The sequence below is a fragment of the Skermanella aerolata KACC 11604 genome (assembly GCF_000936425.1).
GTDB classification, from domain to species: Bacteria; Pseudomonadota; Alphaproteobacteria; order Azospirillales; family Azospirillaceae; genus Skermanella; species Skermanella aerolata.
In genome coordinates this window covers 146,005-158,835 of sequence record NZ_AVFK01000001.1, presented here as the reverse complement: position 1 = coordinate 158,835, position 12,831 = coordinate 146,005, and the positions used below count along the sequence as shown (strand labels likewise).

Genomic DNA, 12,831 nt, shown 5'->3' with positions numbered 1-12,831 from the left:
GGCTTGGCCGGCCCTTGTCCGCCGCTCGCCCGTCAGTAGAGCCCGCCCGTCAGTAGAGCCCGCCCGTCCCCGACGATGCCGGTTCCTGCGGCCCGCTCCCCTGTCCAAGCGGCGGCACGCTGCCGGGCGGCTGGAGATAGCCGCCGCTGGGGATTCCGCCGGATGCCACGTCGCTGCCGTCCAGCACGAAATGTTCGCCCGGCTGCGGTTCGGTCCCGGGCTTGAAGGCTTCCCAGATCGCGTTTCGCTGACCCGGCTCGGCCAGCTGCCCGGTCGCGGCGTCGACCCGGACCAGACGGATGCCGGGCGGCATGCGGAACGGGGTCGCGGGTTCGTTCTTCAGCGCCACCGACATGAAGTCCTTGAAGACCGGCGCCGAAATCGATCCGCCGGTCTCCTTGCCGCCGAGCGGCCGGGGCTGGTCGAAGCCGATATAGAGCCCCACGGCCAGATCGGGCGAGAACCCGACGAACCAGGCGTCGTTCGCGTCGTTGGTCGTGCCGGTCTTGCCTGCCAGCGGCTTGCCGATGGACGACACCGCCTTGGCGGTGCCCCGCTGAACCACGCCTTCCAGGATGGAAACCATCTGATAGGCGGTCCGGGGATCGATCACCGTTTCCCGCGCATCGGGCACGTCCGGCACCGCCATATCCGGCGACCACGAGACGCCGGAGCAGCCGTCGCAGGGCCGCATGTCGTGCTTGAACACCGTCTTGCCGGTATGGTCCTGAACCCGGTCGATAAAGGTCGGCACCACCTTCTTGCCGCCGTTGACGATCATCGAATAAGCTGTGGTTATCTTCAGCACAGTGGTTTCACCGGCGCCCAGCGACATCGACAGGACGGGCTGAAGCTTGTCGGCGATGCCGAACCGCTTGGCGTAATCGACGACCTTGTCCATGCCGACGCTGTTCGCCAGCCTGACCGTCATGACGTTCCGGGACTTTTCCATGCCGACTCGTAACGTCGTCGGGCCGAGAAAGTCCTCGGAGTAGTTCTGAGGACGCCACAGCGGCTGTCCCGGCCCCGGCTGGATCGCGAAGGGAGCGTCCATCACCAGGGTCGACGGTGTGAAGCCGTTGTCCAGCGCCGCCATATAGACGAAGGGCTTGAACGAGGAACCGGGCTGACGCATCGCCTGGGTCGCACGGTTGAAGACGCTGATCTTGGAACTGAAGCCGCCGCTCATGGCCAGGACGCGCCCGGTATGGGGGTCCATGGCGACCAGACCGCCCTGGGCGGCGGGGATCTGGCGCAGGCCGAAGGTCCCGGCCGGAAGCTCCTTGCCCTTGGCGTCCTTCGCGACCGGCTCGACCAGGATGACGTCGCCCTTGGCGAGCACGTCGCCGACCTGCTTGACCTCCGGCCCCAGGCGCTCGCCTTCGATCCACTTGCGCGCCCACTTCACCTCCGCCAGCGGGATGCGGCCCCGGCCGCCGTCGGCGATGCCGATTTCGGCACGATCGGAGCTTACCTCCAGCACGGTGGCGAGCTGCCAGATCTCGCCGCCGGCGGGGACGGTCGTTTCGGCGAGCTGCTTGGACCAGTTGTCGAAGCTTTCCAGCTTCGCCACCGGACCGCGCCAGCCGTGACGGCGGTCATAGGCGACCAGCCCGTCGCGCAGGCTCTTGGTCGCCACGTCCTGAAGCTTGGGATCGACGGTCGTACGGACGGAGTATCCGCCCTCGTAAAGCTGCTGCTCGCCGAACCGGGAGGAGAGCTGGCGGCGCACTTCCTCGGCGAAATAGTCGGCCGTGACGTAGTCGGTCTCTTCGCGGCGGCGCACCTCCAGCGGTTCGGCCCTGGCCTGTTCCGCCTCCTCCGCCGTGATGTAGCCGTCCTCGTGCATGCGCCCGATCACCCAGTTGCGCCGAGCGACCGCCGCATCGTGCTGACGGACCGGGTGATAGTTGTTGGGCGCCTTCGGAAGCGCCGCCAGATAGGCAGTCTCCGCGATCGTCAGCTCGTCCAGCGGCTTGTTGAAGTAGTTCAGGCCGGCAGCCGCGACGCCGTAGGAGCGGTTGCCGAGGAATATTTCGTTCAGGTACAGCTCGAGGATGCGGTCCTTGCTGAAGGTCTGTTCCATCCGGAAGGCCAGGATGGCTTCCTTGATCTTGCGTTCGAACGAAACTTCGTTGGTCAGCAGAAAATTCTTGGCGACCTGCTGGGTGATGCCGGAAGCGCCGAGCATCCGTCGGCCCGTCGCGACGTTCTCGACATTGACCACGATGGCGCGCAGCACGGCGCCGAAATCAACGCCGCGATGGCTGTAGAAGTTCTGATCCTCGGCGGAGATGAAGCTGCGGATCACGCGCTTCGGCATCGCCTCGATCGGGATGAACACCCGGCGCTCGGTCGCGAACTCCGCCAGCACACGGCCGTCGCCGGCATGCACCCTGGTCACCGTGGGTGGCTGGTAGTCGGCAAGCTGGGCATACTCCGGCAAGCCCTGGCTGAAATGATGGATCGCGAACACGGCACCACCGGCGGCCACCACGACGATGAGCAGAAGCGCTGACAGTATCCCAAGAAAAATTCGCATCAGTATTCCACGAGAAATAACAGCGCCCGGACGTAGCCCGTCCGTCACCGCGAGTTTCGACCCTGGCCAGCGCCTGCTTGCCGCCGCTCAGTTGCAGTTGTCCATCTGCCGTCATCAAGTCCAGCCGGCAGTCTAGCAGATCGAATGCGGCTATGTTGAGGTCATGACCGGCTGATGCCAGTCCTTGCGGCAAAATACCCGTCGATGCTCCGAAGGATTGAACGCGCCATTCGTCCGCGGTGTTCCGTCTGCCCCAGCAACTTCGCGTCCTGCGGACTGGAGAGATACCCCAGTTCGACCAGCACCGACGGGATATCCGGGGCCGTCAGGACGGCGAAGCCGGCCGAACGGTGCGGGCGGGGCACCAGCCGGGTCTGCCGCCCCATCTCGTCGACCAGCATGTTCGCGAAGCGGCGCGACTGGTTCATCGTGTCGCGCTGGGCGAGGCTGATCAGGATGTTCACGACTTCGTCGTTTTCGGCCGTCAGGTTGATGCCGTCCAGCGCATCGGCCCGGTTCTCCCGCGCCGCCAGAGTCGCCGCTTCCCGGTCGGACGCGTTCTCCGACAAGGAATAGACCGACAGGCCGCGCACGTCGCTGCTGCCGATCGAGTCGGCGTGGAGCGAGATGAACAGCTCGGCGCCCGCTTCGCGCGCCTTGGCGACCCGGTCGCGTAGACGCAGGAAGACGTCGCTGTCCCGGGTCATCACGACGCGGTACCGCCCGGTGGCGGTGAGCTGGTCCCTGACGACTCGGGCCATCGCCAGCGTCAGGTCCTTCTCGAAAGCGCCCGTCACGCTGACGGCGCCGGGATCGACGCCGCCATGCCCTGGATCGAGAACGACCACCCGCCGCGCATCCGTCCTCGATCCCGGACGTTTCGGCGGGAGCGGCACGGCGCCCAGCGCCGTCAGCGTCGTGGAGGACGCGGAGCCGTCGTCGGGTCCGGAACGGAGCCCCGGCGGCATCTGCGGCGGGATCACCGCCGCCGTCACCGGCGACATCGTGACCGCGACCGTATCCATCGGCGACTCGGGCAATGACGGCACGGCCCGGCTGACGACGGCGGCTCCGGTAGCGACAGGCAGCGTGTACGTCGAGCCGGGCGTCTGTTCCGCCACGTGAGTACCTTGGGTTCTGCCCAACTCTGACGCGAAGACAGCGGCGCTGACAGGCTCGATGTCCAGCACGAAGCGCGGCTGCTTGCCGTCTCGCGGCGGCAGCATGAAGGCTTCGCGGACACGTACGGGACCGGCGACCTCCAGCACCAGGCGCATCGTTCCGGGCCGATACGGCGCATAGCGGTAGTTCAGGACCGATCCCGCGGTGCCGCTCGACTGGTTGGCCTGGTCGTTCCAGGTCATTTCGGGAAAATCGACGACGACGCGGTAGGGATCCGGCAGCGTGAAGACCCGGAAATCGACCGGATCAGTCACTTCCATCACGAAGCGGGTCTTGTCCGGGTGCACGCCCAGCCTGACGTCGACCACCGTGGGGCGCGCAGCCGCAGGCCACGCCAGCGCCGCGACGAGGGTGAATACCGCCAGGATCATGGACAGCGCGCGCAGCGTAGCTCTCCGAAAGGGGCCGATCGATAAACTTTGTGATAGCTATACTCCAGGAGAATCAAAGTGTTCAAGCGTGTTGATGAGATTCAGCGTCATTTGCGGACATCGCGGTCCCCCTCCCTCCTCCTGCCCCTCCCCGCCCCCTCCCCGGCGTAATCACGGTTGAGGGTCCTTGATCGGACGACGACAATTCTATCATTGAGGAAAGTCCCGCCCCCTATTATGGTAGGGGTGCGACATACCGCATTCCGCCAATCCCGTTTTGGGAACGGCGGCGTCGCTCTCGGGTAACGCGCTGCCGCGTTTGGTTTTTTTCTGGCAGCGCACCGGTTGGGTGACGCTTACGGAATATGCGGTTGAAGGAAAAACCTTGAAGCTGGCTTCAGCCCCGAAAGGCTGGAGTCCGGTGCATGATGCTCTACCCGTCCTGGCTGCTGTGGAAAGCGCCGTTAGACGACAAGGTCGAGCCGGCATCGAACGCTTCGCTTTTTACGATGACGCGCCGCCACCCGTTCGTCGCGCGGGGGCCCGGCGGCGTCATGGGGTAAACATATGGCAAAGCGCATGCTGATTGACGCGACACATGCCGAGGAGACTCGGGTTGTCGTGGTCAATGGTAACAAGTTGGACGAACTCGACTTCGAAATCGCCAGCAAGAAGCAGTTAAAAGGCAACATATATCTCGCCAAGGTCACGCGGGTGGAGCCTTCGCTCCAGGCGGCCTTCGTCGAATATGGCGGCAACCGTCATGGTTTCCTGGCCTTCTCCGAAATCCACCCCGATTACTACCGCATTCCGGTCGCCGACCGCGAAGCGCTGCTCGCCCAGGAACGCGACCTGGAAGAGCGCGAGGAAAGCGCCGGCGGCGATGTGGAGATGGGCGATCCCCGCCCCGGCCGCAACCAGCGCCGCTCCTTCCGGGGCGGCCCGCGCGGCGACGACAACGGCGGCGCAGGGTCGCACTCCGGCCAAGACCGGCCCGGCCAGCAGAACGAGCCGGTAGCCGAAGAGCCGCAAGCCGGCATCCCCGGCGCTGGCGAACAGCCGCCTTACGAGAGCGGCCCCGCCGGACAGGCTCCCTACCACGAGCCGGCTCCCCAGCCCGACATCGGCGACGTTCCCTTGGATTGGTTCGCCCCCGACGAGCCGGCACCGGAAGCCAACCCTCCGGAGGAGCCCCAATCCCAGGATGGAGCGGCTCAGGACAGCGGCAATCAGGATGATGGCCAGGACAATGGCGGGAACGCCGGTCCGGACGAGAACGGTGACGGCGGCGACAAGCCGACGACCTATCAGCCCGCCAACCTGCCGCGGGACGAGCGGAGCGAACCTTACGAACCGTCGGACAGCGACGCGGGCCACCCCTCCTACGATGCGCCGCGCTTCGATGCCCCGGTGGAGGCCGTCATCCATCCGGTGCCCGGATCAGCGCCGGCCGCACCGGCCGCCGAGCTGGGTGCCGGAACCGAACCGGCCGTAAGCGAAGACGCCTCTATCGAGGGCGGGCGGCACCGGTCCGACAGCGTCGAGGACCGCGAGAATACCGAGAACGACCATGAAGACGACGGCTCGCGCCGCCACCGCCGCGCGGACCGCAGCCGGAACGAGGCCGAAGGCGGATCGGTGGACGACCTCGGCGGCGACGAGGCGGACGACGCCCAGCGCCGGCGTCCGCGTCCGCTGCGCAGCTACAAGATCCAGGAAGTCATCAAGCGCCGGCAGATCCTGCTGGTCCAGGTCGTCAAGGAAGAGCGCGGCAACAAGGGTGCGGCGTTGACGACATACCTGTCGCTGCCCGGCCGCTATTGCGTCCTGATGCCCAACACCGGGCGGGGTGGCGGCATTTCCCGCAAGATCACCAACCCGCAGGACCGCAAGCGCCTGAAGGAAATGATGTCGGATCTCGACATCCCGGAAGGCATGGCGGTCATCCTGCGCACGGCGGGGATGGAGCGGACGAAGCCGGAGATCAAGCGCGACCTGGAATACCTGCTCAGGCTGTGGGACAGCATCCGCGACCTGACGCTCCAGTCGAGCGCGCCGGCGCTGATCTATGAAGAAGCCAACCTGATCAAGCGCTCGATCCGCGACCTCTACACCAACGACATCGACGAAGTGCATGTCGAGGGCGAGAACGGATTCCGCGTCGCCCGCGACTTCATGCACATGCTGATGCCGAGCCACACCCGCAAGGTCCAGCTTTACCGCGACGAGACGATCCCGCTGTTCTTCCGCTATCAGGTGGAAACGCAGATCGATGCGATCCATAGCCCCGTCTGCCAATTGAAGTCGGGCGGCTACATCGTCATCAACCAGACCGAAGCTCTGGTCGCCATCGATGTCAATTCCGGGCGCTCGACCCGCGAAAGGAACATCGAGGAGACTGCGCACAAGACCAACCTGGAAGCCGCCGACGAGATCGCCCGCCAGCTCCGCCTGCGCGACCTTGCCGGTCTGATCGTCATCGACTTCATCGATATGGAAGACGCGCGCAACAACGCGTCGGTTGAGCGCCGCATCAAGGAGGCGATGAAGAACGATCGGGCGCGCATCCAGGTCGGCCGCATCTCCCCCTTCGGACTGCTGGAACTGTCGCGTCAGCGGCTGCGCCCCAGCCTGATGGAAACCAACTTCGAGAAGTGCCCGCACTGCGCCGGCACCGGCATGATCCGCTCGATCGAGTCCGCCGCCCTCTATGTCCTGCGGGCGATCGAGGAAGAAGGCATCCGCAAGCGCTCCAGCGAGATCACGGTCCATGTCGCGACCAAAATTGCGCTGTATATCCTCAACCAGAAGCGCGACGCCCTCGCCGATATCGAGCGCCGCTATAGTTTCCGCGTCTTCCTGTTCGGCGACGACACGCTGATCCCGCCGGAATACCGTCTGGAGCGGATCAAGGCGCGTCAGGCCGGCGAGGAGATCTCGCCGATCATCAACACCGAACGGATCTTCGCCGAGACCGACCGCCTGCTCGAACGCGAGGCGGAGGCCGAGGAAGACGATGCCGAAGACGTGCCGGAACCCGTTGCGGAGGTTGCCGAACCTGCCGCTCCGGTTGCCGCAGCTACAGCCACGTCGGAACAGACGGACGAACGCGGCGACCGCCGCCGCCGCCGGTCGCGCCGCCGCCGCCGTTTCGACGACCGTCCGGAAGCCCGGACCGACGAGCAGGGCGAGGAAGACCGGGACGAAACCTCCGAGGATCAGGCCGAAGAGGGCAGCGAGGACCTTACGCCCGAACAGATCGAAGCCGATGCATCCTTCGAGGATGATGGCGAGGAAGGTGACGAAGGCGAAGAGGGTGAGAACGGCCAGGCGTTCGAAACCGACGCCAACGGTCTCCGCAAGAAGCGCCGCCGCGGCAAGCGCGGTGGACGCAGGCGCGGTCGCGGCCGGCTGGACGGCGAGTTCGACAATGGCTACGCCGAGGACGGCGAGCAGCCGTCGGAGGATGGCCAGCCTGCACCGGTCGCGGTGGAGCCTGCATCCGAGGCCCCTCCTGCGGCTGCCGAACCGGTCAACGTTCCCGTCTATATCGACGATCTCGGCGATCCGTTCGAGGACCTCGACCTGCCGCCGCTGCACACGCCGGCAGAACCTCAGCCCGAATCGCAGCCCGAGCCGGTCGCTCAGCAGCCGACTCAGGTAGAGAAACTGGAAGCGAGACCGGTGCCAGCACCGGAACCGGCGCCTGTGCCCGAACCCGAACCCCTGCCGGCCGCGGCTGAGACGATCGAACCAGCGTCGATCGAACCAGCGTCGATCGAACCCGTCACGGTCGGCGAGCCGGCCATTCCGGCGGACGTCGTCGCGGAAGTGACCGCTCCGGAAGCCGCACCCGAGGTTCCTCCGGCCAAGCCGAAGGCCAAGCGTGCGCCGCGCAAGAAGAAGGTGGTCGAGCCCGCAGCCGAGGCAGCCCCTGCCCCGGTCGTAGCCGAACCGGCACCTGAGGCTCCTGCGGCCAAGCCGAAGGCCAAGCGTGCGCCGCGCAAGAAGAAGGTCGTCGAGCCCGCAGCCGAGGCAGCCCCTGCCCCGGTCGCGGCCGAACCGGCGCCTGCGGAACCCGCTCCGTCGGAGCAGATTCCCGAGCCGGTCCCGGCGCCGCTGCCTCAGGAGCCGAGCGCCGGCGACGACCTGTTCATGGACGTAGCTCCCGGCCCGGTCGAGCCGGCCCCGGAACCGGACCTGCCGCCGGAGTCGGAGCAGGCTGCGGAACCTGCTGCGGAGAATCAGGAAGATTCGGAGAGCCAGCCTGCAGCTCCGCCGCGCCGCGGCTGGTGGAGCCGGGGCTGATCGCCGGCTGACGTAGGGTTGAGGTAAGGAGAAGCCGGGGCTATGACCCCGGCTTCTCCTTATACCAGGAGCCGAGTACATCGACCTGTGTGGAAGGTGTTTGTTGGGCCACGGCCCAACCTACAGGCTCCTGCTTCGTAGGTTGGGCCGTGGCCCAACACTTGCCGACCACCGGTCAAACTCTTCGGCTCCCGGTATTAAGCTCATATCTGGTGTCGAGCGTGGCTGGGTTATGATGTCGATGTCGGGCCTCTTCAGCCCGACAAGCACGATCTCGACGAGCCGGAACTACCCGACTCTCTTAATCAAAATCACATGCCGCCGGTACTGCGCCAAGTCTTCAGCCGCCTTGCCGCTTCGGCCATATCGGCGGTCGCCCCGGCGAAGGAGAACCGCATGAAGTGATGGCCGCGCTGCGGGTCGAAATCCACTCCCGGAGTGGCTGCGATGCCGGTTTCCACCAGCATGCGCCGGCAGAAGGCTTCGCTGTCGTCCGTCATCGCCGATATGTCGGCATAGATGTAGAAGGCGCCATCGGCCGGGGCCAGGCTGTCGAAACCGGCTTTCGGAAGCTCTTCCAGCAACAGCGCCCGATTCTGCGCATAGCGCTCGACATTGGCGTCCAATTCCTCCGTGCAGTCGAACGCGGCGCAGGCGGCATGCTGGGACAAGCTCGGCGGAGAGATGAACAGGTTCTGGCTGAGGCATTCGATGGATCGCAACAGATCGTCGGGCACCACCATCCAGCCCAAGCGCCATCCCGTCATCGAGAAGTATTTGGAGAAGCTGTTTATCACCAGCGCCTGCTCCGTCACCGCCAGTGCCGAGGCCGCCGTCTCCTCATAGCTGATGCCATGGTAGATTTCGTCGGAGACCAGCCGGATACCCTTCTGCTGGCAGTAAGCGGCCAGCCGCCGCAATTCGTCCGCCCGAAGCATGGTCCCGGCCGGGTTGGACGGGCTGGCGATGATCAGTCCTTCGACCGGATGCCCCAGGTTCTCCAGGTGTTCGACGGTCGGCTGAAAGCGCGACTCCGGGCCGGCCAGCATTTCCACCGGCGTCACGCCCAGCGCGGTCAGGATGTTACGGTAAGCCGGATAGCTGGGGGCCGCCATCGCCACCCGGTCGCCGGGTTCGAATGCCGCCAGGAAACCCAGCAGAAAGCCGGCGGATGAACCGGTCGTGACCACGACCCTTCGCTCCGGCACCACGATACCGTAGCGGTCATGATAGAATCGGGAGATCGCGGCACGCAGCGGCGGAATGCCGAGGGCGTCGGTGTAACCAAGACGGTCGCCGTCGAGAGCCCGTTTCGCCGCCGCGATCACGGCTGCCGGCGCTCTGGAGGATGGCTGCCCGACCTCCAGATGAAGCACGTCGCCGCCAGCGGCTTCGCGCTCCGCCGCGGCCCGCATGACTTCCATGACGATGAACGGGGAGATCGCGCCCCGTTTGGCGACTTTCAGAGACATAGCCTGACCTGACATTAAAACAGTAAACCTGAACCGAACTTCGGAAAGCCTTGGCGCTCGCCAAGGCTCCCCGTTCCCAAGCCGTCCTAGTCGATGGTATAGGCGAGGCCGAATCCGCGAGGATCGGTAGCGGCGGCGCAGGACCTGCCTCCGGTGCTGCGGTCGACCTTGCAGCTGACCAGATTGACCCGTCCAAGAGCCTGCACGCTGTAGATCTCGCCCTCGACACCCGCGGCGGAACGTTCGGCGGTTTCCTCGATCAGCGTGCCGCCGGCGGGATCGGGTGCCAGCCGGGGAGCCGCAACGGCTTCCTGAGCGCTCATGCCCTGCTCCAGCACTCTCAGGGCGACATTGACGAGTGCCGCCGGTGCGGCGCCCGCCCCTTCCTCGCCCACGCCGACACCGATCAACCCGGCGTTGCCAGCGAACAGCGGGTGGTTGAGGCTTGGGTTGACCATGATGGCCGGACCGCCGACGCCCCGCGCTCCGGTCGCCTTCGCCTGCATGATCCCGGTGCCCGGAATCATCTTGCCGGTACCGAACGGCCCGCCAAGCGAGAAGGTGCAGGCGACGGCCTGACCGAACTGGTCGAAGCTGACCAGACCGGCGGTCGGCGGCCCTTCCGGTTCGACCTTCTCCAGGGCCTTGATCAGTCCGGCATTGCGCCGGCCATCCGGCGCTGACGTCGCGTCCCGCAGCGCTCCGGCGGCCGGAGCACCGTGCGGCACGCTGGCGAAACGCATCACGTCGTTGCCATGCTGCACATCGTCGGTCTGCCGCCATTGCGCCTGATAGCCGCTCAGCTTCCCGGGATCGATCCCCAGTCCGGCCGCGATCTTCTCGCCCAACTGGCCGCTGTAGAAGGCGCCGGCCCCGCGCTGCCGAAGCTGCGACAGGACAGTAGCCAGATCGTTCTGCTGAAGGCTCTGCCCTTCGGCCGGCGGGGTGGCGCCGGTCGGCAGGAACACGGCCTTGGCCGCCTGATCCTCACCCGCGATGCCGCCGAAGACCTGGAGGTCGCGAGCCAGCGCCCGCGAGATCTGGGTATCGAATCGCGCCTTTGCCTCCGCCGGAGCGATCAACTGCTCCCACCGCATCTTGCCGTGGGCCGCATGCAGCGCGGCCATGCCGCGCACCAGACCGGGCACCGCGACACCGGCGTCGTCGCTGCCGGTAGCGGAATGCGGCAGGAAATCGAGCGTGCGGGTTTGGCTGCTGGTCGCGTCATGGACGACGCAGACGCCGCCGCCGCCCAGGCCGACGCGGGTCGGCAGCGTGACGGACATCGCCAGCGCCATGGCTGTAGCGGCATCCACCGCATTGCCGCCCTGCGACAGTATATCGCGGCCGATCGCAGCCGCGCGCGGCTCGTCGGCGGCGATGCCGGCATTGACCTGATGGGCTCCAACTCGCACCGGCTGATTGAACGCGCAACCGGCAAGTGCTGCCGCGGCCATGGTAAAAATGCCCAACCGTTGCCAGATTTGCGTATAAGCTAGGCGACTGGCCGGCAATCGGCGTGTGGGAGAAAGCATGGCTTTGCGTTTACCGCGGAAACTGGTGGTCAAGGTTCGTATCCTGGCCGTGGCTTTTGCAGCCGTGGCAATGGTGGGTATGTCGGCTGCACCTGCGGAAGCGCAGCAGCAGCAGCGGCGCCTCCAGTTCATCCGTGACGCCGAGATCGAACATATCATCCGCACTTACGCGGAGCCAATCTTCGAAGTCTCGGGCATCAACGGCGACAGCGTCGAAATCGCGCTGGTGAAGGACGCCTCGCTGAACGCCTTCGTGGCCGGCGGCATGAACCTGTTCATCCACACCGGGCTGCTGCTGGAAAGCGAGAGCCCCGGCGAGCTGATCGGCGTCATCGCCCACGAAATAGGCCATATTGCCGGCGGCCACCTGATCCGCTCACAGGAAGCGATGGAAGGTGCCTCGGCCCAGGCCATCCTCAGCGCGCTTCTCGGACTCGGCGCCGCCCTCGCCACCGGGGAGGCCGGTGCCGGCGCCGCCATCCTGGGAGGCGGCACGGAAATGGCGCGCCGCTCCTATCTGGCGTATAGCAGGGCGCAGGAAAGCACCGCCGATCAGGCAGCGCTCGGCTATATGGATCAGGCCGGCATCTCGGCACGAGGGCTGCTGAACTTCCTGGAAAAGCTTGGCAACCAGGACCTTCGCCCGACCGACAGGCAGGACGCCTTCGTCCGCACCCATCCGCTGACCCTCGACCGCATCGAGAGCGTGCGCTACCACGTCGAGCATTCCAGGGTCTCCGACAAGCCGTTGCCGGCCAGCTATGACGACATGCATGCACGGATGCGCGCGAAGCTGCTGGGTTTCGTGCAGCCCCAGATCGCCCTCCACCGTTTCCGAGAATCCGATACCGCACTGCCGGCACGCTATGGACGTGCGATAGCCCTCTACCAGCGCGGCGACATCAGGCAGGCGCTCCCCATGATCGACCAGTTGATCAAGGAGGAGCCGAACAACCCCTTCTTCCATGAGCTGAAAGGTCAGGTCTTGCTGGAGAACAGCCGCGTCGCCGAAGCGATCCCGCCGTACCGGCGCTCGGTGGAACTTCTGCCCGACTCGGCCCTGCTGCGCAGTTCGCTGGCCCATGCCCTGATCGAGTCCAACGACGACCGGGTACTGGACGAAGCGCTCCGGAACCTCAAGGTCGCTGCCGAGGAGGAGCCTCGCACGCCCTTCACATGGCGGCTGATCGCGACTGTCTATGGCCGGCAGAACCAGCAGGGCATGCTGTCCTACGCACTGGCGGAGGAGGCGATGGCGCGCGGCGACCGCGGCGTCGCCCGTTTCCACGCGGAGAAGGCGGAGCACGAGTTGCCGACCGGATCGCCGGGCTGGATTCGTGCCCAGGACATCCGGACGGCGACCGACCGGCCGCCCAAGCGCTGACGCCGGACGCCGCCATCCTCGATCACATCGGCGTCAT

Annotated in this window: 7 protein-coding genes; 3 read left to right on the top strand and 4 right to left on the bottom strand. The window is 66.1% G+C overall.

Features of this window, described 5'->3' with window-relative positions; genetic code table 11:
- Positions 1-49 precede the first annotated feature (49 nt).
- Positions 50-2,542, bottom strand: coding sequence for a penicillin-binding protein 1A (locus N826_RS00690; protein WP_147040070.1), 2,493 nt, complete (start codon positions 2,540-2,542; stop codon positions 50-52).
- 161 nt (positions 2,543-2,703) lie between these two features.
- A complete protein-coding gene (locus N826_RS00685) occupies positions 2,704-4,095 on the bottom strand; it encodes an N-acetylmuramoyl-L-alanine amidase (protein ID WP_044425405.1) in 1,392 nt (463 codons plus the stop codon).
- 425 nt (positions 4,096-4,520) lie between these two features.
- On the opposite strand from N826_RS00685, the gene N826_RS42735 reads away from it, so the two are divergent.
- Both N826_RS42735 and N826_RS00680 read left to right on the top strand, forming a co-directional pair.
- A complete protein-coding gene (locus N826_RS42735; RefSeq protein WP_157599310.1) occupies positions 4,521-4,658 on the top strand; it encodes a hypothetical protein in 138 nt (45 codons plus the stop codon).
- A gap of 4 nt (positions 4,659-4,662) precedes the next feature.
- Positions 4,663-8,403, top strand: a complete 3,741-nt coding sequence (locus tag N826_RS00680; protein WP_084720383.1) for an Rne/Rng family ribonuclease — start codon at positions 4,663-4,665, stop codon at positions 8,401-8,403.
- 311 nt (positions 8,404-8,714) lie between these two features.
- Here the strand turns inward: N826_RS00680 and N826_RS00675 are convergent, their stop codons facing one another.
- A complete protein-coding gene (locus N826_RS00675; RefSeq protein WP_169789269.1) occupies positions 8,715-9,875 on the bottom strand; it encodes a pyridoxal phosphate-dependent aminotransferase in 1,161 nt (386 codons plus the stop codon).
- A gap of 86 nt (positions 9,876-9,961) precedes the next feature.
- A complete protein-coding gene (locus N826_RS42725; RefSeq protein ID WP_044425403.1) occupies positions 9,962-11,332 on the bottom strand; it encodes a gamma-glutamyltransferase in 1,371 nt (456 codons plus the stop codon).
- Positions 11,333-11,408: 76 nt separating this feature from the next.
- On the opposite strand from N826_RS42725, the gene N826_RS00665 reads away from it, so the two are divergent.
- The gene (locus tag N826_RS00665) at positions 11,409-12,794 is read left to right on the top strand and encodes a M48 family metalloprotease (protein WP_084720382.1); all 1,386 of its coding nucleotides are present in this window, start codon (positions 11,409-11,411) and stop codon (positions 12,792-12,794) included.
- Positions 12,795-12,831: the final 37 nt, after the last annotated feature.